The organism is Olsenella massiliensis, assembly GCF_001457795.1.
GTDB lineage: Bacteria > Actinomycetota > Coriobacteriia > Coriobacteriales > Atopobiaceae > Olsenella_F > Olsenella_F massiliensis.
Genome location: NZ_LN898211.1, coordinates 207,616 through 232,866 on the forward strand (window position 1 = coordinate 207,616; position 25,251 = coordinate 232,866).

Here is a 25,251-nt window from a genome sequence, read left to right on the forward strand (position 1 = left end):
CGATGCCCGCTAGATGACGGTCTTGCGCGCAAACGTCCCGACGGCCTCCTGAGGGCCAAACACGCACACGCTGCGACTGTCCTTGAGGTCGCTCAGCGCCCTTCCCGCGTCGCGCAGGTCGGCAGCGCGCGTCGCCAGGATCTCCGCGCGAATCCGGTCGCGCCAGCCTGCGGGGCGTCCCATGAGGTGCTCGCCGTCCTGTCGGCGTGCCAGGCGGCGCGGCTTCAGGGGCCCGTCGTGGCCGGCCACGCAAGAGACCACATAGCCCTCGAGCTCCTCGGCCGAGCCGTCCCACGATGCCAGCCAGTCCCCGGCCGCGTCGTAGCGCGCGAGCGTGTCCGTCACGCCGGGGTCGCGGAACGACCAGAACTGCCTAAGCCCCGACGTCGTCCGTCTGAAGCCCACCCCGTAGGCCCCGCCCTTCACGCGAACCTCGTTCCAGAGGTAGTCAAACGAGAGGGCCCTGTCCGCGACCTGCCAGGCGCCCAGGCTCACGGCGTCATGGCTGGAGCGGGGGGCGCCGGCGGCCACGAAGCAGACGTTGGCGGGAATGACCACGGCCTCGTCTTCCTGTCGCGGCTCTCCCAGGTCAAGACGGTGGCACGCTGCGCTCTTGCCGGCGGGGGCCAACCCCAGGGCACCCCCTGCCGCCCAGAAGGCCTCGAGGTCCTCACGCGGGCCCGTGAAGCTCACGACCACCTCGTCGGAGGTGAAGACGCGTCGGCTCAGCCCCTCAAGTCGCTCCCTTAGCGCGTCCTTGCGCTCGTCCCACGCCTCCAGCAGGTCCTTGAGGAAGAGGTAGTAGCTCACGCCCCCCATGAGGTCCGTCGCCTTGGCGGCGTTGGAGAAGTGCGTGGAGAGCCGTGCCAGGGCCGCGCTGTGACCTGAGGAGGCAAAGTACTGCCCCAGGGCCACACGGCGCTGCTGCAGCTGCTCAAAGATGCGGCCGGTGTCGGCAAACGAGGTGGTGCCCCAGATCTCCGCGGGCAGGGAGGCGAGCGAGTCGACGTTCTCGGACAGCGCGCTTGCGGCGACGGTCAGGACCGGACGGGCGCAGAGCGGGTCGTCATCCCTGCCGTAGCTGTCCGTGAACACCGAGAAGCTGCCCAGCTTCTCCTCGACCAGGGTGTCAAGCTCGGATGCCGTGTGCGAGGCGGTGTCCAGGTTTCCCAGCAGCTCCGTGAGGAGGCCCACGTAGGGGAGGTCCGCCGCTTCAAGGCGACGCAGGTCAAAGTAGTGGTAGACGTAATCGATGCGGTGCGTGGCCAGGTCGTGGTACAGGCAGGGGAGAGGGGCGTCCGCCTGCTCGGGGGGCGTCTCGCGCGGGGCGTCGGCGACGTCCTCGATGCCCAGACGCGGCAGCTTTGCAAGGTCCTCCGGCCTGTCCGGCGCCTCCTGCTCCGCGCGCAGCGCGGCGACCTCGTCATGTATCGCCCGGCGCTCGTCGGCGCCCAGACGCGCGGCACGCTCTGCCAGCCGTGCCTCGCGGCGTCGGGCGTCGTCCCCTGCGGGCTCATCGTCCACGGGCACCAGCTCGACTTGGGCGTAATGGCGGCTCTCGAGCACGAGGTCTCGGAGCACGCCCTCAAAGTAGCCCTCGTCAAGGCGGGCGCGCATGGCATCGATGGCGTCCTGGTAGCGCAGGTAGTCCACCGGGCGCTCGTCGTCGTAGAGCCAGCTCGCCATCGCGAGGATGGAGCGGGCGACGCCGTCGGGATAGCCCCAGTCGCCCTCGCGCAGCTCAAACTCGGTCTGGGCGAGCGAGGCCACAAGGCGCCCGCGCTCGATGCCGCCCTCTGCGAGCTCGCGGCAGACCTTCTCGAGCAGCGGCCGGAACGCCGTCGCCGCGGCCTCCCTCGCCCCCTTGAGCTCAAAGACCACGAGGGGCTGGAGCAGGGAGTCCATGAGGATGGCCCTGAAGTCGTCCGCAAGCCCCGCGTCAAGGACCGCGCGCTTGAGGGGCGCCTCGTTGGAGCCGCACAGGGCGTCAATCAGCACGCTCGTCGCCAGCACGAGCTCGCGGTCAGCCGCCGTGCCCAGCACGTAGGCCACGCCCACCGAGGCGTTGTCGGGCGTCGTCGCCATGGTGATCGTCAGGGACGCCGGGGCCACGGGCTCCTGCATGCGCAGGGGGTTGGGAGCGCCCGCCGCCCGCGGCGTCACCGCGTCAAAGCGCGCGCCCACGAAGGCGAGCTCGCGCTCGATGTCAAGGTCGCCGTAGAGGATGGTGTAGCTGTTGGCGAGGTCGTAGTGACGGGCATGGGTGTCCAGGAAGTCCTCGTAGCTGAGGTCGGGTATGCTCCTTGGGTCACCGCCCGACTCAAAGCCGTAGGCGCTCCGGGGAAAGAGCTGGCGCATGAGCGCCTCCATGAGGACCTCGTCGGGGTCGGAGAGGGCGCCCTTCATCTCGTTATAGACGACGCCGTTGTACACGAGACGCTCGCGTCCGACCGCGCCTCCTTGTTCGCCCCCGGCCGCGGCATCGCCCTGACCCCCCTCTGCGCCCCCGGTCAGCTCCAGGTGCCAGCCCTCCTGCTCAAAGATGCGGGGACGCCGGTAGATGGCGGGGTGCAGCACGGCGTCCAGGTACACGTCCATGAGGTTCTCAAGGTCCTGGACGTTGGTGGATGCCACGGGATACATGGTCTTGTCCGGGAAGGTGAGGGCGTTGAGGAACGTCTGCATGGAGGTCTTGATGAGGTTGACGAAGGGCTCCTTCACGGGAAAGCGGTCGCTCCCGCAGAGCACCGAGTGCTCCAGGATGTGAAAGACGCCCGTGTCATCGGCAGGAGGCGTCTTGAACGCGATGGAGAAGGAGCGGTTGGTGTCGGCCGTCGCGATCCACATGAGACGCGCGCCTGTGCCGTCGTGGCGCAGCACGTAGGCCGCGCCCTCGAGCTCGGCGAGAGGCTCGACGCCGGTGACGGTGAATCCCGCGTGACGGGTTCCCACCGCGAGGTCGGGCAGGGCGTGCAGAACGTCCAGGGGTTGCTGGTGCTGGGGCATGAGGCTTCCTCTCGCAAAGTCTGTGACAAGATGGCGCCGTCGCGGGGACGTCCGGGCGCAAGGGCTCGTGAGGTCCGCTCGCGGGTGCCGCAGGGCCAGGGTGGAGGCAAGAGAGGCGTCGTCGTCCGTATCTCTCGTGCGCTCATTGTAGGATGCCCGTGCGCGACGTAGGATAATCAGCGGCTCACGGGCCGGACATGCGTCAGGGGCGAGAGAGGGGGACGGACGGTGGCGACGAGGTTCGACGGGCGCCGGATGCTGAGGGGAACGCTGATGGTGCTGGCGGGAGGCACCTGCTGGGGCCTCAACGGGACCCTCTCGGGCCTCCTCATGAGCCGCTATGGCGTGAGCCCGCTGTGGCTCGTGTGCGTGCGGCAGCTGACCGCCTGCTGGCTCTTTCTCGCGCTGGCCCACCTGCGCACGCCGGGCAAGGTCGGGGAGGTCCTGCACAGCGGTCGTGAGCTGCTGGCCATCCTCTCGGTTGCCGTCTGCTCCATCCTCTTCTCACAGGTGGCCTACATGCAGGCGATCAACGCGAGCAACTCGGCCACGGCCACGGTCCTCCAGAACCTGGGCGTCCTTCTGACCATGTTTTACGTCTGCCTGGTCAATCGGCGTCTGCCGCGCCGACGGGAGGCCCTGGGCGCCGCGCTCGCCTTTGGGGGGACCTTTCTGCTGGCCACGGGCGGCAACCCCGGCTCCCTGCACCTGCCGTTGGGCGGCCTGCTTTGGGGCCTCGCGTGTGCGCTCGCCGCGACGTTTCTCGCCGTTCAGCCGCTCAGGCTCATCGGTCGCTGGGGCAACTTCACGGTCAACGGCCTGGCATTTCTCATGAGCGGCATCCTGCTCTGCCCGGTGGTGCGTCCCTGGGAGGGCATGCCCGACCTCGACCTGGTCGGCTGGGCGATCGTCGCGTTCTCCATGCTCTTCGGCACCTTTGGCGCCTACTCGCTCTACCTGGGAGGCGTCAATCGGGTGGGGTCCGTCAGGGGCGTGATGCTCGGCACCTCGGAGCCCGTGGTCGCCACGCTCAGCACGGTGCTCATCGTGGGCACGCAGTTTCTGCCCACGGACTTCGTGGGGTTTGCCATGATCATCCTCATGGTGTTCCTGACCGCCTAGCGCACGGCATCCCTATTTGATGACCAGCGTGTCACATTTTGCGTTACGGGTGAGGAAGGTCGAGATGGACCCCAGCAGCGCGTACTTGATCGACGAGAGCCCGCGGGCCCCGCAGATGATGAGGTCGGGGTGGATTACGTCGATCATCTCATCCTTGAGGGTCTCGCGAATGCGTCCGGCCTTGACGATGACCTCTACCTTCTTGATGAGGCCCTCGTCCTCGGCCTGCCGGACGGCGTCGGCGATGGAGTCGCGAAATCCCCTCTCAAGGTCCTGGATGAGTTCGGTGGGGTAGGTGCCGGCCGTCTCGAGCGCGGTGGAGTCGATCACGTGGCCGATGTAGAGCTCCGAGTTGTTGTTTGCCGCCATGATGATGGCGCGCTCGAGGACCTTGTCCTGCGTCTCGGTCCCGTCCAGCGTGACGAAGATCTTGTCGTAGCCCAGTCGCCTGTAGTCAGTCATGCGAGCCTCCTGAGGTCGTATCCGTCAGCCGCGTCAAGACCCTCCCAGGGAGCGGCCTTAACGGAGAGTCTACCCATGGGGACGCCTGCCCCGGCACATAACGCCCCGGCGCGCCGCCCTCCCTCCGCGAGCGGCGGACGGGTCTTTTTGCGGGCAGGGCTCGGCAGGCGGGGAACGTCCGGGCGGACAGGGCGAGCGCTCGGCCCTGTCGCATGTCTGTGGCGCTGTCGTGGGCTCCCTCGTTCGATGTGGTGGGGCTGTGAGCGTGTCTGCCATCCCGTGCCTGCACCTGCGGCGAGCGTCATCATGAGAGGCTGGCAGGCCCCATTCCGCCTGCGAAGACGTGCCTGAGGCGTAAGGGCCGCTCCGGGGCCGTTGCTCGTCCGTCGTCCGCATCTTTGCCGCTAGGAGGCATACGTGCTGCTCGAACTCATCAAGGCCGCCATCTACGGCGTCGTCGAGGGCATTACCGAATGGCTGCCCATCTCGTCCACGGGGCACATGCTTCTGCTTGACCAGTTTGTCAGCCTTGGCGTGAGCCAGGACTTCTGGGACATGTTTCTGGTGGTCATACAGCTGGGCGCCATCCTGGCCGTGGTCGTCCTGTTCTTTCACGACCTCAACCCCCTCGCCAGGGACAAGAGCAAGGAGGAGCGGCGCTTCACCTGGTCTCTCTGGGCGAAGATCGTCGTCGCCTGTCTGCCCGCCGCCGTCATTGGCATACCGTTGGACAATTGGATGGAGAGGCACCTGGGCAGCCCCTTCGTCATCGCGGCGGCGCTTATCGTCTACGGCGTGGCCTTCATCGTCATCGAAGGTCGTCGAGCTCGCGAGGCCAAGCTTCCCGTTGGCCCTGCGCCCGCGCACCTTGCGGCCCCCGCGGACGTCGTCGGCGCGCGCGCAAGCCACGCGACCAGCGCCGGGCAGCTTGCGGACGCCCGTGCGCGCGTGAGATCGCTTCAGGAGCTTGGCTGGGGCACGGCCATCGGCATAGGGCTCTTCCAGGTCCTCTCGATCGTGCCCGGTACCTCGCGCTCGGGGTCCACGATCATCGGCGGCCTCATTCTGGGCTGCTCCCGTGCCGTGGCGGCTGAGTTCACCTTCTTCTTGGCCGTGCCGGTCATGGTGGGGGCCAGCGGGCTCAGGTTGGTCAAGTATGTCCTCAAGGGCAACGGGTTTGCCCCGGACGAGACGTTGATTCTGCTCGTGGGCTGCCTTGTGGCCTTTCTGGTGTCGCTTGCCGCCATTCGCTTCCTCATGGGATTCGTCAAGCGCCACGACTTCAGGCCCTTCGGGTGGTATCGCATCGCCCTCGGCGTGGCCGTCATAGGCTATTTTCTGATGGCGTGACCGTACGGCGACGCCGGACGGGTGCCCGCATGTCTCGCAAGGGGACGTCGCGCACGTCTCGCGCACCGGCCTGTTGTCGATGCCGCACTCCACTCCGCGCTTGTCCGTGACGCTCATGCCCGCAGCGCCCCCCGCAGCTGCGCTCATCTTGCAAACTGACTCGCTTTTCGCCGCAAATCGCGCCAAAACTGAGCCGAGAGGCACGATGAGCATGCGACCTGCGTGCTGACGCGCCGCATCGCGGCCAGTCGAGGCTGCGCGCCCCCGCAGCTGCGCTCATCTTGCAAACTGACTCGCTTTTCGCCGAAATTCGCGCCAAAACTGAGCCGAGAGGCACGATGAGCATGCGGCCTGGAACGCGTCTGAGGAAGGCGCCCGCGTGGGAGAAGCCCGCGTGGACGCCCATGTGGGTGACGTTGTTTGCCCGCAATCGTGAGATTTTTTGTATCGGTTATGCCATGAGGGGGTATATCCGCCGTATCGAACGGGAAATCATGCGGTCGTCCGTCGGCTGCCCACCTGCGCGTCTGACGACAGGCTGACGCCTTGATGGGCGGGGTATGCCAGCAGGCGGTCGCTGCCGGGATCGATGTCCGGCTCCCGTGTTGGACTCGACAGAAGAGGTGTGTCACATGAGCAAGAACAGCCAGCCCTCCTCCGTTGCGGGCGTTGCCCTCACGCGTCGCTCGTTCGTCGGAGCCTCCCTCACCGGCGCTGCGGCCCTCGCCCTTACGGCCTGCTCCGGCGATGGCGGATCTGCCCCCGCGCCGTCGGGCGACGCCGGTACCACGTCGGCGGCAACTTCCATCGACACCGCCGCCTTCGCGAGCTTGCTGGACGCCGGCACCGTCGCCGATGCCTCCGCCGTCGAGGCCAGCGCATGGGCCAAGGCCGTCAAGGACCGCGGCAGGCTCCTGGTGGGCGGTGTGGAGACGTCCACGCTCTTCTCGCAGCTTGACGACACGGACGGTAAGCTCTACGGCTTTGACGCCGGCCTCGCCCAGCTCCTGGCGCGCTACGTCCTGGGCGACCAGGCCAAGTTCGAGCTCACGAAGGTCACCTCGGACACCCGTGAGTCGGTGCTGCAGAACAACCAGGTTGACTGCGTACTCGCCACCTACTCCATCACGGACGACCGCAAGAAGGTCATCTCGTTCGCGGGCCCCTACTACAACTCGCGGCAGGGCATCCTCGTGGCCAAGGACAACGCCGACATCAACGGCATCGAGGACCTCGCGGGCAAGAACGTCGCCGTCCAGTCCGGATCGACGGGTCCCGACATCATGACCCAGACCTGCCCCGACGCCAAGCAGCAGCTCTTCAAGACGAGCGCCGAGGCGCAGGAGGCCCTCATACAGGGTCGCGTGGACGCCTACGTCGTCGATCGCACCATGCAGGAGAGCACCGTCGCAAAGCAGCCGGACGACTTCAAGCTTGTCGGCGAGCCCTTTGGACCAAACGACTCCTACGGCATCGGCCTGCCGCTCGATTCGGATGGCGTCGCCTTCGTCAACGCCTTCCTTCAGGACGTCGAGGACAACGGCAGCTGGGAGAAGCTGTGGAAGATCTGCATCGGCAATCGCACCGGCCAGGCGACGGCGCCGCAGCCTCCGGCAATCGCCTAGCGCGGCGCATGGCGGGCGGGTGCGCGTCGGGCGCAGGCTCGACGGCTCTGCGCACGCGCACGCCTGGTTCTGGTTTCGTCTGGCAGCGTCTCTGCACAGGTCTGAACGCGCTGCCTGTGGCGAGGGCGGCTCCCGTACCTATCCGCGGGAGCCGCTCTTATGTAACGTTCTATTGAGCTGTTGCTTCGCAAGGGCGCTGCGGCGAGGCAGGCGTGCTACTGTGGCCCAAGGCGCCGGTCGCGCTTGCGGGCGCCCGAGCTCTCGCGCTTGCGGGCGCGTGCGTGCGGGCGCGTGCATGCGGGTGCGCGTCCCAAGGGGGCCGAGAGACACGAGGCGGGGGAAGGTGACATATGGGATTCGCTGAGCTCATCTCCCAATACGGGGGACGCTATCTGACGGCCCTGCTGACCACGTGGGGCATGACCGCCGTCTCCTACCTCGTCGCCATGGCGCTTGCCCTGGTGGTCACCGTCATGCGCGTGTGCCCCATCAAGCCCCTGCGCGTGCTCGGCGACGGCTACGTGCAGGTCTTTCGCAACATCCCTGGCGTGTCGCTGCTGGTGCTGGTGGTGTACTCCCTGCCCCATCTGGGCCTGGTGCTCGACTACCTCACCAGCGTCATCGTGGTCGTGTCGCTCGTGGCCTCCGCGTTTGGCAGCGAGAACTTCATGAGCGGCATCAACACCATCCAGGTGGGCCAGATCGAGGCGGCGCGCTCGCTGGGCTTTGGCTTTGGTCAGATCATGCGCCAGGTGGTGATTCCCCAGGCGCTGCGCTCCGTCGTGCTCCCCATGACCAACCTGCTCATCGCCGTCATGCTCACCACCTCGCTCGGGTCGCAGGTGCCGCTGAGCCCCAACGAGCTCACGGGCCTCGTGAGCACCATCAACACGCACACCACGGGCGGCATCGCCGCCTTTGCCATCAGCGCGCTCGGCTATGCGCTCACGTCCGTCGTCATCGGCTGGGTGGGCAATCGCATAGACCGGCGTGTGAGGATACTCCGATGAGCGCCCAGGACACGGGGCGCGCCCCCGGGAGCGCCGGACTTGCCCCCACGGCCATTCGCGACGTCCTCTTCGAGGCGCCCGGCCCCCGGACGCGACGTCTCATGCGCGCCTGCACGGTCGTGGGCGTCATCCTCGTGGCGGCGCTCGTCGCCGTGGTGCTCAGGCAGTTTTATCTGAAGGGGCAGTTCTCCCCGCGGTACTGGCTCTTCTTCACGCGCTCCACCACCTGGGCCTTTTTGGCCAACGGGTTCGTGGGGACCCTGAAGGTCGCCGCGGCCTCCGGCATCCTCTCCCTGGTTTTGGGCCTTGTCCTCATGCTGGGGCGCACCTGCGGCGTCCGGGTCGTCGAGGTGCTCTCGCGCGTGGTCATCGACTTCTTTCGCGGCGTGCCGAGCCTGCTTCTGATTTACTTCTTCTTTCTCGTGGTGCCGCAATATGGCATTAAGCTCCAGTCCTTCTGGATGATCACGCTTCCGGTGGGACTTGCCGCCTCGGGCGTGCTGGCCGAAGTCTTTCGGGCAGGTGTCAACGCCGTCCCCCAGGGACAGGTCGACGCGGCCCTCTCGCTGGGCATGAGCAGAGGCAAGATCATGGCAAAGATTCTTTTGCCCCAGGCCATCCGCTTCGTGATCCCCACGCTCGTCTCGCAGCTCGTCGTGGTCGTCAAGGACACCACCTTGGCCTACGTGGTCAGTTATCCCGACCTGATGCAGGACGCCCGCGTGCTCATCAACAACTACACGGCGCTCGTCTCGGTCTACCTTGTCGTTGCCGTCATCTACGTCGTGCTCAACTACCTGATCAACAAGCTCGCCGCCTTCATCGCCGCCCGAAGCGGCGTCACGCTCGTCACGCGGGCCGGCGAGACGTCCCTGTAGGCTGCCGCCCACCTCGCGCCGGGCAAGCAAAGGAGCGCCATGACACCTGAGACCATCGAGCAGACGCCGGTCATCGAGCTGCGTCACGTTGACAAGCACTTTGGAGACCTGCACGTCCTCAAGGACGTCAGCCTTGCCGTCCACGCGGGCGAGGTGGTCGTTGTCGTGGGGCCGTCGGGGTCTGGCAAGTCCACGCTCTGCCGTACCATCAACCGGCTCGAACCCATCGATGGCGGCCAGATTCTCATCGAGGGCACGCCGCTTCCCCAGGAGGGCAGGGCGCTCGCCGCCATGCGCGCCGAGATTGGCATGGTCTTTCAGAGCTTCAACCTCTTTGCCCATAGGACGATCCTTGACAACGTGACCATGGGGCCGGTGGAGGTTCTGGGGGTGCCGCGCAAGGAGGCCGAGAGGGACGCGCTCGAGCTGCTGGGGCGCGTGGGCGTGCGCGAGCAGGCGGCCAAGGTGCCGGCGCAGCTTTCCGGCGGCCAGCAGCAGCGCGTCGCCATCGCCCGCGCCCTGGCCATGCATCCCAAGGTCATGCTCTTTGACGAGCCCACGAGCGCCCTTGACCCCGAGATGATCAACGAGGTTCTGGAGGTCATGGTGGGGTTGGCACAGGGGGGCATGACCATGGTCGTCGTCACCCACGAGATGGGCTTCGCCCGTCGGGTCGGCCACCGCGTGGTCTTCATGGCCGACGGCCAGATTCTGGAGGAGGGCACGCCCGAGGCATTCTTCACGCATCCTCAGACCGAGCGGGCCCGCGACTTCATAGATTCCATCCAGGGACACTGATCGGGAGCTGATCGGGAGCTGATCGGGAGCTGATCGGGAGCCTGCGCGAGACGCCCTGAGCCTGGGGCCGACCGCGGCGCATGCGCCCGAATCGCCCTGGTTGCGGGCGCCGCGGTCGTGAAGCGTCCTGGTTGGCGCTGGTCAGCGCCCCAGATTGCCGATTATCAGGCGATTGCGGCTGAGCATGACGTGTGCTTAGCCAAAACACGACATATATATCAATAAAATGGGATTTTTCCCCCTTATTCTGATATAAGCGTCGTGTTTTGGCTAAGGGCAGTGGCGCGTGTTTTGGCTAAGCGCACATCGACCGGTGCGACGTCGGCCCGTGGCCGTGGAAACGGATGGCGAGGCTGCTGCCGTCGGGTCTAAATCTGCTGCATGCTCCACAACGTGGTCGCGTACCACGACTGGTAGGTGGGCGGGCAATACTTGCGGGCAAAGTCCAGCGTCAGGTACCCGCCGTAGCCTCGGGCGATGCCTCGCACGTGAGCGCGGATGGCGGTGTCCCAGTCCGGCCAGCTCGAGCTTCCCCAGCCCCAGGCGTTATGCGGCCTGAAGCAGTAGCGCCCCTTCGTGCTCTCGGTGTTTGATATGGCGGGCGAGATGCGCGGGTCCACGCCGTTGTCCCAGGCGGCCTCGGCAAAGGTCCTGCCGTGCCCCGCCAGGGGCGACCCTGCCAAGAATGCGTCGATGCGGGCGGTCCACTGGTCCACGAAGGCGGCCTTGTCCGCCGGCCAGCTCACGTCGGCAGCGTCAGAGCCACCGGGGACCTTGGGTTTCTGCGCGTCGCCGTTTCCCTGCGCGTCGGGGCTGGGCGCGGGCTCGTCCCGGGGGATCTCTATGGTCGTTGCGGCGCCCGAGGCGTTCGTGAAGGTCTGCTGCCGCGCGGCGGCGGCTGACGCCTTCTCGATGGCAGCGCGCGCCTCGGCCGCCTCCCTGGCCTGCTGCTCCTCGACCTGTCTCTGGAGCTCCTTGCGGGCCGTCACGGCCTGGTCGAGGGCATCGCGGGCGTCCTTCTGCCGCTGGCTCGCCTCGGCGCGCTGGTCCTCGAGCTCCTGGCGCGTCGCCTCCATCTCGTGCGTGAGGTCCACGAGCTCGCGCACCTTTGCGGCGTTGTGCGAGGTGATGGACGAGACGTACGCCATTGACTCGATGAAGTCGCCCAGGCTGTCGGCGTCGAGAATCATCCCCATCAGGTCAAGCGACCCCTCCTGAAGCCGATACTGACCCCTCAGGCCCTCGGCTGCGCTTTTGCGCACGTCTGGGAGCCGGGAGTTGATTGCGTCAATGTGCGCCGCGCTCTCGTCAATCTGCCGCTGCAGCTCCTCGACGCGCCGCGTGGCGTCGTCATAGGCCCTGGCGGTGTCCTCTATCCGCTGCTGGGCGGCCGCCTCGTCCTGTTCAAGACGGGCGGGCTCCGCCAGGGCCACGGCGGCGGGGACCGCGCAGGCGCAGGCGACGACCAGGGCCACACGACCTAGCAGAGAGGGGCGGCGGACGCGGGTTCTGTTGGCGGTCATGTCGGGGTCCCTTGCGATATGCCTGCTCTCAGGCGTGCGTGCGTGACGGCACCATTCTACCGATGCGGGCCCTCACGCGCCACGGGGGCCAAGGGAGGCTCGCGGGCAGGCGGCCATCCTGCGGGCAGGCGGCTACTCCGCGGGCGAGATGAAGCCCGTGTCGATGGTGATCTGGACGGTGGCGCCGGGATGGCGCTCATGGACGATATCCTCGATGTGACGGCGCAGCTCGTCGTCGGAGACTTCGAGCCCGTCCGGCCGCCAGCAGTCCAGCCTGACCAGCTGGGAGCCGCCCTCGCGCGACTGGGGGACGTAGGTGACGTCGTGGACGCTGAGGTTCCCGTCAATCTCCCTGAGACGTCCCTCCACCCAGTTGCGCAGGTCGTTGGGGCCGTTGTGCACGTCGATGGGGTCGCAGTGCAGCACGGTGCGCAGGCCCTCCTCGCGCAGGAGGTCGTCCTCGATGCGGTCGAGCACGTGGTGGCTTGCCCTCACGCTGGTGTCCGCCGCCATCTCGACGTGGGCGCTCGCAAAGCGGTGGCCCGGTCCGTAGTCGTGAATGAGCAGGTCGTGGGCGCCCAGCACGCCGGGATAGCCCACGATCTTGGCATGGACGCGCGCCACCAGCTCCTCCGAGGGCGTGTTGCCCATGAGGGGGTCGATGGTGTCGCGCAGAAGGCCGATGCCGCTGACCATGATGAAGGCCGACACGCCCAGTCCCGCCCAGCCGTCAAGGTCAACTCCCGTGAGGGCCGACACGAGGGCGGCGAGAAGGACGGCTGAGGTGGTGATCACGTCGTTGCGCGAGTCCTGGGACGTCGCCTCGAGGACCGTGGAGTCAATGCGGGCGCCCAGCCGGTGGTTAAAGCGGGCCATCCAGGCCTTGACCGCAATGGAGAGCAGCAACGCCGCCGCGCTCAGCCAGCCAAACTCCGTGGGGGAGGGCGCGAGGATCTTCTCGACGGACTGCCGTGCCAGCTGCAGGCCCACGGCCACCACCAGCACGGCGACGACCACGCCCGCCAGGTACTCGTAGCGCCCATGTCCGTAGGGGTGCTGCTCGTCGGCCGGGCGGCTTGCGAGCTTGAAGCCCAGGAGGCTCACCACGTTGCTGGAGGCGTCCGACAGGTTGTTGAGGGCGTCCGCCACGATGGAGACGGAGCCCGCGAGCACGCCCGCGACGCCCTTGACAAAGCAGAGCAGGACGTTGAGGACGATGCAGCTCAGGCTCGAGAGGAGCCCGTAGGCGTTGCGCGTGCGCCGGTCAAGGACGTTCGTGGCGTCGGGCACGAAGCGTGCGACGACGCGCTGCGCAAGGTCGGGTTGGCGTGACATGCTCACCCCTCCTTCGGGGTACGTGGCGACGTTCGCGCGCGCGGGCCGGTGGCCCCTGGCTCGAGGGCCAGGGACGTCGGGCCTTCCTGACGCCGGCGTCGCGACGCGAGGGCGGCCGTCCCCTGGCTAGGGGCGCACCTCGTGCTTGGGTTCGCGCCCGTGCACGAGGACGTCGATGACGGCGTCAAGGGCCATGCTGGTGAGGGTGTCCAGGGCCTCCTCGGACACGAAGGCGGCGTGGGGGGTCACCAGGCAGCGAGGGTGGTCTATGAGACGCTGGTCACGACGTGTCTCGTTCGTGAGCACGTCCAGGCCGGCGGCCCGGATCTGTCCGGCGTCGAGGGCGGCGACGAGCGCGTCCTCGTCGATCACGGCGCCGCGGGCGGTGTTGACCAGGAGGGCCGTGGGCTTCATGAGGCCCAGCTCGCGGGCGCCGATGAGGCCCCTGGTCTGGGGGATGAGCGGGCAGTGGAGGCTCACGACGTCAGCGTCCGCGAGCAGCTCGTCGAGCGTCGCGGCCTTCTCGCATCCTGCCGCCGCGAGGCATGCCTCGTCCTTGGTGGGGGCCCATGCCAGCACGCGCATGCCCAGCGCCTTGGCAAGGGGCACCATCTGCCGCGCGATGTTGCCAAAGTACACCAGGCCCAGGGTCTGGCCTTGGGTGCGGCGCATCGCGTAGCCGTGATGGGGGTCCCAGCCGCCGGCCAGGACGTCGCGATTGAGGAAGGTGGTCTGACGCATGAGGTCGAGCATGAGGGAGAGGGCGTGGAGGGCGACGTCCTGCGCGCAGTATCCGGGACAGTTGGCCACCAGGACGCCGTGCTCCCTCAGGCCCCCCACGTCCACGTGGTTGATGCCCACGGACATGCTCACCACGAGCCTGACGCCCGCGTCGGCGACGAGCTTGACGTCATCGCCCGAGACGGGCATGAGCTCGCCCAGGACGGCCTCCTGCCCGGCGAGCTCGTCGGCCGTCGGACATGTGAAGGGGGCATGGGCGAGGCTGGTGACATCAAAGGCGTCCGCGAGCCCTCGGGACGCAAGGTAGGACTCGGCGCGTCGCGCGTCGCCGTCCACCGTATACAGCAGAATCCTATGGGCCATGCAGGCCTCCTCTCGCATTGGCTCCCATCATACGGTACGCCGGGGCGTCATGGTCCGTTCATCATGCGAAGTTGCGAGGGGATGGGGCAAGGCGTCGTCCCCGGGGGCTACACTGAGACGGTCACCGCAACGTGCAAGGAGTTCCATGCCCAGTTTCAACGAGTTCCAGGCCAAGCTCTTCACCATGAGGCCCGTGGGGCCCCCGCCCTCGCCTGCCCAGGGCGACAAGCCAGCGCCGCCGGCGCCCGCCGCCGACCGCGCGCGACGTCGGGCGAGGTGGACCTCGCGAGCCTGAACCCCTCCCAGCGCAAGGCCGCGACGACCACCCGCGGGCCGCTGCTCGTGCTCGCCGGCGCGGGTTCGGGCAAGACGCGGGTGCTCACCTATCGCATCGCGCACATGATCGCCGACGAGGGCGTGCGTCCCTGGGAGGTCCTCGCCATCACCTTCACCAACAAGGCCGCGGCCGAGATGCGCGAGCGCCTGGGGACCCTGCTTCCGGGCGGCACGCGCGGCATGTGGGTGTGCACCTTCCACGCCATGTGCGTGCGCATGCTGCGCGAGGACGCCGAACGCCTGGGATATGACGGCAACTTCACGATCTATGATGACGACGACTCCAAGCGCCTGGTCAAGACCATCATGAACGAGCTCGACCTCGATCCCAGGCAGAACCCCCTGCCCACGGTCAGGTCCATGATCAGCCAGGCCAAGAACGCGCTCGTCCTTCCCGACGAGTTTGACGCGCAGGCCACCTCGCCCCTCCAGCTTGCCTGCGCCCGCGTGTACCACGCGCTCCAGCGACGGCTTGGGCGGGCCAACGCCATGGACTTTGACGACCTGCTGGTGAAGGCGTTTGAGCTTCTGTCCAAGCACCCCGACGTGCTCGAGCGCTATCAGGACCGCTTCCGCCACATATCAGTGGACGAGTATCAGGACACCAACGCGGTGCAGTACGCCATCACGAACCTGCTCGCGTCCAAGCATCGCAACCTCATGGTCGTGGGTGACGACGACCAGTCCATCTACAGCTGGCGCGGGGCCGACATCAAGAACATCCTGAGCTTCAGGCAGGACTACCCAGACGCCGTGGTGGTCAAGCTCGAGCAGAACTACCGCAGCTTTGGCCACATCCTGAGCGCCGCCAACGCCGTGGTGCGCAACAACTCCCGCCGCGAGGAGAAGCGCCTCTTCACGGACAGGGGCGACGGCCACAAGGTCGAGGTCTTCCAGGCGGCGGACGAGCGCGACGAGGGGCGCTGGATCGGCGCCGAGATCGAGAGGCTCCATGATGACGGCCGCAGCTATGACGACGTCGCCGTGTTCTATCGCACCAACGCCCAGTCGCGCATCCTCGAGGACATGTTCCTGCGTGCGGGCGTGCCCTACAAGATCGTGGGCGGCACGCGCTTCTTCGACCGTGCCGAGATTCGTGACGTCACGGCCTACCTCAAGCTGGTCGTCAACCCTAACGACGACGTGAGCGCCCTGCGCGTGGTCAACACCCCTCGCAGGGGCGTGGGCACCACCTCCATCCGCCGCGTGCGCGACTACGCCGCCCAGGAGGGCCTCTCGTTCGTGGACGCGGCGCGCATCTGCGCCGCCGAGCCGGGGCTGCTGGGCGCCAAGGCGCGCGGCGGCCTGGCCGAGTTCACGGGCGTGGTGGACGCGGGCAGGTCCTATGCGGGCGAGCTCGCGCGGGTGGTCGAGGCCATCGTCGAGAAGGCCGGCATCATCCGCGCCTATGAGGCGGAGCAGAGCGTGGAGGCGGACGGCCGCATCGAGAACGTCCGCGAGTTCCTCTCGGTGGCGCAGGAGTTTGACGAGACGCACGAGGACGCCGCCGAGACGCTCGAGTCGCTGCGCCAGCTCAGGGAGGCGGGGGTCTGTCCCCTTCCACCATCTAGATGTGTATAAGAGACAGGCGCTTGGGGTCGCGCCCGCGTGCCAGGACGTCGTTGACCGCGTCAAGGGCCATGCGTGCCGTCACGTCGGAAGGTCCCGCCACGAGCGCTCCCGCGCCCGTGGCGGCCGAGAAGCTCCCCGCCTTCATGGAGTGGCTGGCCCTGCGCTCGGACCTCGACGCCCTTGACGGGCAGACGAGCGCCGTCACGATGATGACGATTCACTCCGCCAAGGGCCTGGAGTTTCCGGTGGTCTTCGTCGCGGGCATGGAGGAGGGCATCTTCCCGCATCGCGGCAAGGAGGATGACCCCGCCAGCATCGAGGAGGAGCGACGTCTGGCCTACGTGGCCATCACCCGTGCGAAGGAGCGCCTCTACCTGACCCACGCCTCCACGCGTCACGTGTTCGGGTCGGTGCAGGCCAACCCGCGCAGCCGCTTCCTTAACGAGATGCCCGAGCGGGACGTGCATGCCGTGGGCGTGGGGTCGTCAGGCCTCACGGGCGTGGGCTGGGCCAAGCGCGGCGACCGCCACGGCACGTTTGGGTCGGGACGTGGCTCGCAGGTGTACGGCGGCAACGTCTTTGGCTCGCGCACGCGATCGACGGGAGGTGCCCCCTCCCGCCCCGCGCCCATCCACAAGGATCCCGCCAAGGCTGCCGAGAGCTTCGCCGTGGGCGACCAGATCTCCCACAAGACCTTTGGCCCGGGCGTGGTCAGGGCGGCCTCAGGCGACACCATCGAGGTGTACTTCTCGCGCACGGGCAAGACCAAGAAGCTCATGAAGGGCTTTGCGCCCATCGTCAAGATCGAGGGCTAGGCAGCCCTCGCCGCCCAGCCCTCGCGAGTCTCGTTGTCGTCGCCGGCCTAGCCCCCCGTTTGCCCCGTCTCGCCGGGGGAGGGGGCGCGCCCTGCGTCTCGTGGCCGGTTCGGCAGGCGCCCCGCGCGCTTGAGCGCCGTGCGCAGGACATGCTCGACCTGCGCGTTGGCGCTGCGCATCTCGTCCTTGGCCCAGATTTCCAGGGCCTCCCAGACCTCGGCGTCTATGCGCAGGGGATATTGTTTGCGCGCCGCCATGCGTCAGGCCTCACTGATAGAGCGAGCCGGTGTTGAGGACGGGCTGCGCCTCGGACTCGCCGCAGAGCACCACCATGAGGTTGGAGGCCATGACGGCCTTGCGGTCCTCGTCAAAGTTGACGATGCCGTCGTCGGAGAGCTGGGTGAGCGCCATGTCCACCATGCTCACCGCTCCCTCCACGATCTTCTTGCGGGCGGCGATGACCGCCTCGGCCTGTTGGCGGCGAAGCATCGCCTGGGCGATCTCGGGCGCATAGGCCAGGTGGGTCAGGCGCGCGTCGTCCACCGACACGCCGGCGATGGACAGCTTGCGGTCAAGCTCCCTCTTCAGGGCCTCGGAGACCTCCTCGATGTTGGAGCGCAGCGTGATGGAGGCGCTGCTGTCGTCCTCGTCCTCCAGGTGGTCGTAGGCATAGACGCTCGCCACGTGACGCAGGGCCGTCTCGGTCTGCATGGAGACGTAGCTCTCATAGTCGTCCACGTCAAACGAGGCCTTCGCGGTGTCCGCCACGTGCCACACGATGACGGTCGCGATCTCGATGGGGTTGCCCATCTTGTCGTTGACCTTGAGCCTCTCGCCGTTGAGCGTGCGCGCACGGGTCGATATCTTTGAGACGTGGGAATGGCCCTTGCCAAAGGAGACGCCCTTGCCGTCGGTCAAGACGGTGACGCCGGCGCTGTCCAGGCTCTTGGCATAGAAGGGGTTGGCCCAGCGCAGGCCCTCATCGCGCACGGTGCCCACGTACCTGCCAAAGAGCACGCAGACGCGGGCCTGGCCGGGCTGCAGCGAGAAGAACCCGTTGCTCAGGATGATGGCGAGCACGAAGACGACGATGCTCAGGCCCAGCATGACGAAGGCCCTGACGGGAATGGGCAGGCCGGTGTCTTCGTAGCCTGCCATGGTGCCGACGGTAATGATGAAGCTGATGACGGAGAGCACGTACAGGGCGATGACGACGAACGCCATCAACCATCCGGACGCCGCGTGTGCCTTCTTCTCGACGCTCATGCCCGATCCTTTCTTCAGAAAAGCAACTTTCCGACGTGCGCGGCACCTCTGATGCCGCGCGCCTGCCCCGACCAGACGCGGGACGCTTGGCTGATTGCATTATGATATCACTTTGATTTGTTGTAAAGCCCCCTCGGAATTTGTTGCAAAGCCCCTTCGGGCAGGCGTCGCGCATCCGCGTGGGCTCCGCCTCGCGCGAGGTCCTCGCCGCCTCACGAAACTCCACGCGATGGCCACAGACAGCGCCTCGCGAGCGGGTCGCGTGGCGGTTCAGGGAATAATGATGACCTGCGCGAGATGTCCGGGCAAACGGGGACCGGGCGGCGTCGGAAGGGGGGCGGCAGCATGACCATACTGGGCCTGGGCGTCGCGGAGTTCGTCAGCCGCGCCGTCTTGCTTGTGGCCGTCCTCCTCGCCGTGATTGTGGCGCAGCGCCTTGTCGTGCGAGCACTGACCACCGCCCTTGACGCCTCGCGCGTGCCCTCCGCCTCCATCTTCATCTACATCGTCCGCGGGCTCCTGTGGTTCGTGGCGTTCCTCTGCGTGCTGCAGCCCGTCTTTGGCGTGAGCCCCACGGGCTTCGTCGCCGCCCTGGGCGTGGGGTCGCTCGTCATCTCCCTGGGCATGCAGGCCACCGTCGCCAACATCGTCGCCGGCCTGGGCCTCATGCTGGGACATGTGGTGCAGCCGGGTGACCAGGTGAGCGTGGGAGGCTATGCGGGCAAGGTGGTCGATGTCACCTGGCGCCACACCATCGTGCAAGGAAGGGACGGGTCGGAGCAGGTCATCCCCAATTCCGTGCTCAACACCACGGCCCTCACCCGCAGCACGGACTGGAATGCCACGGACTGCGCCGTTCGACTGCTGGTGCGCAGGGGCGTCTCGCTCGAGGGCGTGAGCGACGACGTCATCCGTCGCGGCGTCATGGCCCTGGGAAGAGACTTGGACGCCTCCATCGCGCCGTCGGTCAGCTTTGAGGGGTTCGCGGAGAGCAGCATAGCGGCGACGGCCCATTTTCATCTGCTGGAGGGGGTCAGCCCCGCCTCTGCGCGCGACCGGATCGTCAAGGCGCTGACGCACTGCGACTGGCTGGCGTAGGCGGCACCTCGTGCCCGCCTGCCCTTGGGCTATGCTTGGGGGCGTCTTGACGACTGCGCGGACGGGCCGCGCGCCCGGAGAAGGGAGGGTTTGGTCCCCATGGAGAAGATTGCGAGCTTTACGGTCAACCACCTGCTGCTTGAGCCGGGCGTGTACGTGAGCCGCGTCGACAGCTGGCACGGCGTTGACCTGACGACCTTTGACCTCAGGCTCACGGCGCCCAACAGGGAGCCAGTCATGGACACTGCGGCGGTCCACGCCATCGAGCACCTGGGCGCCACGTTCCTGCGCAATGACCCCGAGTGGGCCGACCGCGTGGCGTACTTTGGCCCCATGGGCTGCCGTACGGGCTTCTACCTGGTGGTCTTTGGCGACGCGACGCCTCAGGACGTGCTCGCGCCGCTGCGCCGCCTCTTTGCGTTCGTGCGCGACTTCTCGGGCGACGTCCCGGGCGCACGACCCGAGGAGTGCGGAAACTGGCATGACAGCGACCTGGCGCAGGCGCAGTGGTGGGCGCGACGCTACCTTGAGCAGACGCTCGAGCACATTGACGAGGCCCACACCACCTACCCCACGCGCGAGCCGTGACAGGGACGGGCGGCACCGGAGGCGCGGCGTCGGGCCCAGGCCTGAGGCCGACGGCGCAAGATCGCGCGTGACACGAGAGGGGACGTCATGAAGCTGGGCATCATCGGGGCCATGGACGTGGAGGTGGCCCATCTCAAGGATCGTCTCGAGGATGTCGCCCTCACGCGCCATGCCGCCATGGACTTCTGCGAGGGGACCCTCGCGGGCGCAAGGGTCGTGGTCGTCAAGTGCGGGGTGGGCAAGGTCAACGCGGCGGTGTGCGCCGAGGCGCTCGCCGCGCTCTTCGGCGTCACCCACGTCATCAACACGGGCATCGCCGGCTGCCTCAACGACGAGCTCGACATCGGAGACGTGATCGTCTCGACTGACGCCGTCCAGCATGACATGGACGTCACTCGCCTGGGCTATCCCTCGGGAGAGGTGCCCGGCCTGGGCGTCGCCGCGTTCGCCGCCGACGAGGCGCTCGTCGCCTGCGCGCTTAAGGCGGCCCGCTCGCTGGTCCCGCCCGCGCGAGCGCTTGCGGGCCGTGTCGCCTCGGGGGACCAGTTCGTGGGCGACGCCGCCGTAAAGGGGCGCGTCAAGGAGCTGTTCGGCGCGGACTGCTGCGAGATGGAGGGCGCGGGCATCGCCCAGGCCTGCTGGCTCAACGGGCTTCCCTTCGTCATCATCCGCGCCATGAGCGACAGGGCGGACGGCTCAAGCCACGTGGACTATCCCAGCTTCGAGAGGCGGGCCGCGCAGCGCTGCGCCCTCATCACCGAGGGCATGGTCCGGCTGCTGGCCCAGGGCCGCACAGGTCGATAGGGCTCGCGCGGCCTGCGTCTTGGCGGGGCGCGCTCCTGTCGCCGCCTGTGCCTCGCAGCGGCGACGCAGGCGCTCAGGCGCCCTGCACGCCCATGCCCACGAGGTCGGGACCCGTGTGCACCATGAGGTCGGGCTGGAGCTCCTGCGAGAGGAACTCCACCACGTCGGCCTTGACCTGCGCGCGCACCCGCTCCTCGAGCACGTCGCGGAGCCTGGCGGTCGCCTGCGTGAAGCACACGGCAAGGCGCACGCGCTCAAAGCGGTTGGCCCTCTCGGCCACGAGCCTCACCATGGCCTCAAGGGCTCGCTCCCAGCCGCGGGCCTTCTTGGCCATGGTGTAGTAGCCCTCCCTGTTGCAGGTGAGCACCGGCTTGATGTTGAGGATGCTGCCAAGGCGATAGATGGCCGCGTTGATGCGGCCGCCCTCGTGCAGGTAGTCGAGCGACTTGACGGCAAAGAACACGTCGGTGTCCTCGATGACGCCCTGGAGCCTGCCGTCGAGCTCGGCAAAGGGCACGCCCTCCTCCACGAGCGCCGTGGCGCGCCGCACCACCATGCCGGCCATCATGCCGATGGACTTGGTGTCAATCACGAGCACGGGAAAGTCCTCCAGCTGGTCGGCGACCATCTGGACGGTGTGGTTGGTGGCGGAGAGGGCGCTGGCTATGGTGACGACGACGGCCCGCTCGTATCCGTCGGCCTTGGCCTTGCGCAGCGTCGTCTCGATCTCGTGGGGGGAGGGCAGGGAGGTCTTGGGTATCTCGTCCGCAAAGCGCCGCACGACCTCGGCCGAGCTGATGTCAACCCCGCTCGAGAACGAGGAGCCGTCCGAGTAGTTTATGTGCAGCGGCATGACGCGGATGTCGTGCTCGCGGCAGAACGCCGGGTCCGTGTCCGTGCCGGAGTCAGTGATGATGGCGATGCGCTGGGCGTTCATGGGATCCTCCTGGACAGACGTGCAAGGAGGCGTCTCCCCCTCGTTTGCTGTCTATGGTTGCACAAACCTGCTATGTTCTGTATGGGTTTGTCGAAGGTGTAACGAGGGCGTCGCCCAGCGTCCGTCCGCAGGCGCCCGCAGAGGCCGTACGCCCGTCGTCAGGGCTGACGCAGCCGCCGCCCCGCACGCGGGAACGGCACGTCTTTCGGGAGCGGCCCCTCATGCGGGGCCGGAGCGTCACGTAGTCACGTAGAGGGGAAGAACATGGACAAGGCACGTCCCGGCATCCGACAGGACGGCGCGCATCAGCCCAAGAATCCCACCGTCCAGCAGCGGGGCATCATACGCGAGCCCAAGGTCGTGCGTCGGCTCAAGAGTCGCTCCGCCCTCGAGACAATCACGTCCAACGGCACCATCGCCGCGGCCATGATGGTCGTCGCCGCGCTGCTTGCGGTCATCGTCGCCAACTCGCCTGCCTACGAGCCCCTCCATCACGTGCTGGAGGCTCCCCTGACGCTGGGCGTGGGCCCCCTGACGGCGAGCATCAGCGTCGAGGGCTTCGTGAACGACTTTCTCATGGCCGTCTTCTTCCTTCTCGTGGGCATAGAGCTCAAGTACGAGATGACGGTGGGACAGCTGCGCCGTCCCCGTCAGGCCGCCCTGCCCATGCTCGCCGCCGTGGGCGGGGTGTGCGTGCCCGCGCTCGTCTATCTGGCGTTCAACCACGGGGGCGCCTCGCACGGCTGGGCCGTGCCCATCGCCACCGACATCGCCTTCGCCCTCGGCGTGATGTCGCTGCTGGGAGACCGTGTGGCCTCCGAGACCAAGGTCTTCTTCCAGACGCTCGCCATAGCCGACGACATCGTGGCCATCGTGGTCCTGGCCCTCTTCTACGGCCAGACGCCCCAGGTGGCCTGGGTCGCGGCGTCACTCATCGTGGTGGTGCTGCTCGCCGCGCTCTCGCGGGCGCGCGTGTATTCGGCCAAGCCCTACCTCCTCGTGGGCCTCGCGCTGTGGTTCTGCATGTACAACTCCGGCATCCACGCCACGCTCGCCGGCGTGGTCCTCGCGTTCTTCCTTCCCGCGCGCTCGGACGTCAGGCTCAGCAGCCTTCGGTCGTGGCTGGGCAACCAGGCGCAGGTGCTCGAGGACCGCTATGACGACGACATGCACGTCCTGGGCCAGCATGCCTTCACGGACTCGGCAAACCACGTCGAGAGGGTCCTGCATCACGTGACGCCGCCCCTCCAGCGCGTCGAGCGCACGATCGCCACGTCGGTCAACTTCTTGATACTGCCCATCTTCGCCTTCGTGAACGCTCAGGTGCGCCTTGTGGGCCTTGACGTCGCCGGCCTCATGGGCGACCCGGTGGCCCTGGGGGTGTTTCTGGGTGCCGTGGCGGGCAAGCCGCTGGGCATCATCCTCACGACCTGGGCGCTGGTGAAGGTGGGGTTTGCCCGCCTGCCCCGGCGCGTCAGCTGGGACCAGGTGGTCGCCGTCGGCATCATGGGCGGCATGGGGTTCACGATGTCCATCCTCATCTCGGGGCTCGCGTTCGCCGACCCCCTGGAGGTCAACGTCGCCAAGTGCGCCATCCTCGCCGCCTCGCTCGCCTCGGGCCTTCTGGGCATGCTGTACATGCGCGTGGGAGACCCGCTCGTCGTTCGTCTCGTCAGGTGGAGGCGCTCCCGAGCGGCGGCGCCAGAGGGGCAGTGACGCCTTCGCCCTTCCGGATGGGCGTCGTCGGCGCGACTTTGAGGGCTCGGGCGGGCTAGGCCACCGTCCCATGGCTGAAGCCCCAGCCGTGGGCGGTGATGATCGAGTTCAGTTGGTCGCAGAGGCGCCCGCGTGCGAAGCGCCCGCCCGGAAGCAGGTCGATGACCTCGCGCGAGTCGTCCGACAGGTCGTCGATGTCGGCGCGCATGAGGATGTCGATCTTCGAGACGACCCTTCCAGGGTCTCCCTCAAAGAGTGCGTCCACCAGGCCTTGCAGCTCGCCGTCGTCCGGCGAGGCGTAGCTGTCGTCTGACATCGGCATAGGGTGCTCCCGCCGCTCTCGTGCGTTCTCGCGTCTCATGGCGCACATGGTAGCAAATCGTCGGTGCCGCTCGGGCAAGACGCCCGTGCCGCACGCCGTCAGGCGGGACCTCCTCGTCGTGGCGCGCCGCCGGAGCGGGCCGGCTGGGATGCCTGCGGGGGAGTATACTTTGCTGCGACGGGCGCACGGCCTTCGAAAAGGAGAGGTCCATGACAGAGCTTGCAACTCCCAACGCGTACGAGGCCCTTTCCGACGAGGAGCTGCGCGCCCGGGTGACGGCGCTCGAGGCCGAGGCCGCCGACATCAGGGCCCGGGGACTCTCCCTGGACATGGCGCGCGGCAAGCCCAGCGCCGAGCAGACGGCGCTGTCGCGTCCCATGCTCGACCTTGTCAGCTCGACCACGCCCCTCGAGGACGACGGTGCCGTCGTGGACAACTACGGCACGCCCGACGGCCTTCCCTCGGCGCGGCGGCTTGCCGCCCAGATTCTGGGCGTGTCCCCGGACAACGTGGTGGTGGCGGGCTCGTCGAGCCTCAACCTCATGCACGACCTCGTCTGTCGCGCCTTCACCAACGGCGTCGCGGGCCAAAAGCCGTTCTGGCGGCAGGGCGAGGTCAAGTGGCTCTGCCCCAGCCCCGGTTATGACCGCCACTTCAGGATCACCGAGGACCTGGGCATCACCAACGTCGCGATACCGCTTCGCGCCGACGGCCCCGACATGGACAAGGTGCAGGAGCTCGTCGAAGGCGACCCTGCCGTCAAGGGCATCTGGTGCGTTCCCAAGTACGCCAACCCCACCGGCATCACGTACTCTGACGAGGTCGTCCGCCGCTTTGCGGCGCTCAGGCCCGCCGCGCCCGACTTTCGCGTCTACTGGGACAACGCCTACGCCGTCCATGCCTTCGGCGACACGGACGACCGGCTGCTCAACATCTTTGACGCGCTGGCCCAGGAGAGCGCCGGCTCGCTCGTGTACGAGTTCGGCTCCACCGCCAAGGTGACCTTCCCGAGCTCGGGCATCGCCTTCGTGGCGGCCGACGACCACGACATGGCGGAGATTCGCGCCGCGTTTGCCGTGGAGCGCGTGAGCGCCGAGAAGTTCTCGCAGCTGGCCCATGCCCGCTTCCTCAAGGACCTCGACGGCGTCCGGGCCCACATGGCCAAGCACGCCGCCGTGGTGCGACCTCGCTTTGAGCTGGTGGAGCGCAAGCTCACCGAGGGCCTGGGCGGGCTGGGCGTCGCCGAGTGGAGCCACCCCCACGGGGGCTACTTCGTGTCCTTCGAGGGCCGTCCCGGGTCCGCCAGGCGCACGGTGGCCCTCATGGCCGACCTGGGCGTCAAGCTGACGCCCGCCGGCGCCACCTGGCCCTCGGGCAAGGATCCCCGTGACACCAACATCCGCATCGCGCCGACCTACCCCACGCTCGACGACCTGGCCGCCGCGCTCGACGTCTTTGTGGTGGCCGTCAAGCTCGTGGCCGCTCGCCTCGTTCTGGAGGCGCGCGCATAGGCCGCGGCATGGGGTGTGGACGAAGCTTTGCTCACTCTGTGGGGTCGGCGGTAATTAGGTAGAATCAGTGCTG

Annotated in this window: 21 protein-coding genes and 1 pseudogene; 13 read left to right on the top strand and 9 right to left on the bottom strand. The window is 67.7% G+C overall.

From position 1 onward, the window contains the following. Positions 1-9: 9 nt before the first annotated feature. Entirely contained in the window at positions 10-3,006 is a 2,997-nt protein-coding gene (locus BN3001_RS04970) for an insulinase family protein (protein WP_082629999.1), read from the bottom strand. A 228-nt stretch (positions 3,007-3,234) separates the two neighbouring features. Between BN3001_RS04970 and BN3001_RS04975 the strand changes: the two genes are divergently transcribed. Continuing rightward, positions 3,235-4,128 (top strand): DMT family transporter, encoded by an 894-nt coding sequence (locus BN3001_RS04975; protein WP_058270708.1) that lies wholly within the window; start codon positions 3,235-3,237, stop codon positions 4,126-4,128. 12 nt (positions 4,129-4,140) lie between these two features. Here BN3001_RS04975 and BN3001_RS04980 read toward each other — a convergent pair whose 3' ends face one another. Then, the gene (locus BN3001_RS04980) at positions 4,141-4,590 is read right to left on the bottom strand and encodes a universal stress protein (RefSeq protein ID WP_058270709.1); all 450 of its coding nucleotides are present in this window, start codon (positions 4,588-4,590) and stop codon (positions 4,141-4,143) included. 417 nt (positions 4,591-5,007) lie between these two features. Here BN3001_RS04980 and BN3001_RS04985 point away from each other — a divergent pair, with 417 nt between their 5' ends. The 5 genes from BN3001_RS04985 (at position 5,008) to BN3001_RS05005 (ending at position 10,251) form a co-directional block, all read left to right on the top strand. After that, the gene (locus BN3001_RS04985; protein ID WP_058270710.1) at positions 5,008-5,940 is read left to right on the top strand and encodes an undecaprenyl-diphosphate phosphatase; all 933 of its coding nucleotides are present in this window, start codon (positions 5,008-5,010) and stop codon (positions 5,938-5,940) included. 632 nt (positions 5,941-6,572) lie between these two features. Beyond that, positions 6,573-7,565 (top strand): glutamate ABC transporter substrate-binding protein, encoded by a 993-nt coding sequence (locus BN3001_RS04990; RefSeq protein WP_058270711.1) that lies wholly within the window; start codon positions 6,573-6,575, stop codon positions 7,563-7,565. Between the two features lie 350 nt (positions 7,566-7,915). Continuing rightward, positions 7,916-8,575, top strand: coding sequence for an amino acid ABC transporter permease (locus BN3001_RS04995; RefSeq protein ID WP_058270712.1), 660 nt, complete (start codon positions 7,916-7,918; stop codon positions 8,573-8,575). Continuing rightward, positions 8,572-9,453, top strand: a complete 882-nt coding sequence (locus BN3001_RS05000; RefSeq protein WP_058270713.1) for an amino acid ABC transporter permease — start codon at positions 8,572-8,574, stop codon at positions 9,451-9,453. The genes BN3001_RS04995 and BN3001_RS05000 overlap by 4 nt, the downstream gene beginning before the upstream one ends. A 39-nt stretch (positions 9,454-9,492) precedes the next feature. After that, positions 9,493-10,251: an amino acid ABC transporter ATP-binding protein gene (locus tag BN3001_RS05005; RefSeq protein WP_058270714.1), complete on the top strand. Its 759-nt coding sequence runs from the start codon at positions 9,493-9,495 to the stop codon at positions 10,249-10,251. Between the two features lie 368 nt (positions 10,252-10,619). On the opposite strand, the gene BN3001_RS05010 is transcribed toward BN3001_RS05005, so the two are convergent. From BN3001_RS05010 to BN3001_RS05020, 3 genes are all read right to left on the bottom strand, one after another. Next, positions 10,620-11,774, bottom strand: a complete 1,155-nt coding sequence (locus BN3001_RS05010; RefSeq protein ID WP_058270715.1) for a coiled-coil domain-containing protein — start codon at positions 11,772-11,774, stop codon at positions 10,620-10,622. A gap of 132 nt (positions 11,775-11,906) precedes the next feature. Beyond that, positions 11,907-13,109: a cation diffusion facilitator family transporter gene (locus tag BN3001_RS05015; protein WP_058270716.1), complete on the bottom strand. Its 1,203-nt coding sequence runs from the start codon at positions 13,107-13,109 to the stop codon at positions 11,907-11,909. Positions 13,110-13,235: 126 nt separating this feature from the next. Then, positions 13,236-14,213, bottom strand: coding sequence for a C-terminal binding protein (locus tag BN3001_RS05020; protein ID WP_058270717.1), 978 nt, complete (start codon positions 14,211-14,213; stop codon positions 13,236-13,238). Between the two features lie 145 nt (positions 14,214-14,358). Here BN3001_RS05020 and BN3001_RS08345 point away from each other — a divergent pair, with 145 nt between their 5' ends. Both BN3001_RS08345 and BN3001_RS08350 read left to right on the top strand, forming a co-directional pair. Continuing rightward, positions 14,359-14,508, top strand: a complete 150-nt coding sequence (locus BN3001_RS08345; RefSeq protein WP_156410037.1) for a hypothetical protein — start codon at positions 14,359-14,361, stop codon at positions 14,506-14,508. Further along, a pseudogene (locus tag BN3001_RS08350) lies at positions 14,490-16,936 on the top strand (ATP-dependent helicase). The gene BN3001_RS08345 and the pseudogene BN3001_RS08350 overlap by 19 nt, the downstream one beginning before the upstream one ends. A gap of 47 nt (positions 16,937-16,983) precedes the next feature. Here the strand turns inward: BN3001_RS08350 and BN3001_RS05030 are convergent. Together BN3001_RS05030 and BN3001_RS05035 are read right to left on the bottom strand one after the other, a co-directional pair. Then, positions 16,984-17,193: a type II toxin-antitoxin system antitoxin gene (locus BN3001_RS05030; protein WP_058270718.1), complete on the bottom strand. Its 210-nt coding sequence runs from the start codon at positions 17,191-17,193 to the stop codon at positions 16,984-16,986. Between the two features lie 10 nt (positions 17,194-17,203). Beyond that, positions 17,204-18,202 (bottom strand): SPFH domain-containing protein, encoded by a 999-nt coding sequence (locus BN3001_RS05035; protein ID WP_058270719.1) that lies wholly within the window; start codon positions 18,200-18,202, stop codon positions 17,204-17,206. Between the two features lie 345 nt (positions 18,203-18,547). Here BN3001_RS05035 and BN3001_RS05040 point away from each other — a divergent pair, with 345 nt between their 5' ends. From BN3001_RS05040 to BN3001_RS05050, 3 genes are all read left to right on the top strand, one after another. Then, entirely contained in the window at positions 18,548-19,300 is a 753-nt protein-coding gene (locus tag BN3001_RS05040; protein WP_058270720.1) for a mechanosensitive ion channel family protein, read from the top strand. Positions 19,301-19,399: 99 nt separating this feature from the next. Further along, entirely contained in the window at positions 19,400-19,888 is a 489-nt protein-coding gene (locus BN3001_RS05045) for an S-ribosylhomocysteine lyase (protein WP_058270721.1), read from the top strand. An 87-nt stretch (positions 19,889-19,975) separates the two neighbouring features. Next, entirely contained in the window at positions 19,976-20,692 is a 717-nt protein-coding gene (locus tag BN3001_RS05050) for a 5'-methylthioadenosine/adenosylhomocysteine nucleosidase (RefSeq protein ID WP_058270722.1), read from the top strand. Positions 20,693-20,765: 73 nt separating this feature from the next. Here BN3001_RS05050 and BN3001_RS05055 read toward each other — a convergent pair whose 3' ends face one another. Beyond that, entirely contained in the window at positions 20,766-21,629 is an 864-nt protein-coding gene (locus BN3001_RS05055; RefSeq protein WP_058270723.1) for a DegV family protein, read from the bottom strand. A 264-nt stretch (positions 21,630-21,893) separates the two neighbouring features. Here BN3001_RS05055 and nhaA point away from each other — a divergent pair, with 264 nt between their 5' ends. Continuing rightward, entirely contained in the window at positions 21,894-23,345 is a 1,452-nt protein-coding gene (nhaA, locus tag BN3001_RS05060) for a Na+/H+ antiporter NhaA (protein ID WP_058270724.1), read from the top strand. Between the two features lie 55 nt (positions 23,346-23,400). Here the strand turns inward: nhaA and BN3001_RS05065 are convergent, their stop codons facing one another. Further along, on the bottom strand, positions 23,401-23,667 hold the full coding sequence (locus BN3001_RS05065; RefSeq protein ID WP_235815047.1) for a hypothetical protein: 267 nt from the start codon (positions 23,665-23,667) through the stop codon (positions 23,401-23,403). 209 nt (positions 23,668-23,876) lie between these two features. Between BN3001_RS05065 and BN3001_RS05070 the strand changes: the two genes are divergently transcribed. Beyond that, positions 23,877-25,178, top strand: a complete 1,302-nt coding sequence (locus BN3001_RS05070) for an aspartate aminotransferase type Ic (protein ID WP_058270726.1) — start codon at positions 23,877-23,879, stop codon at positions 25,176-25,178. Positions 25,179-25,251: the final 73 nt, after the last annotated feature.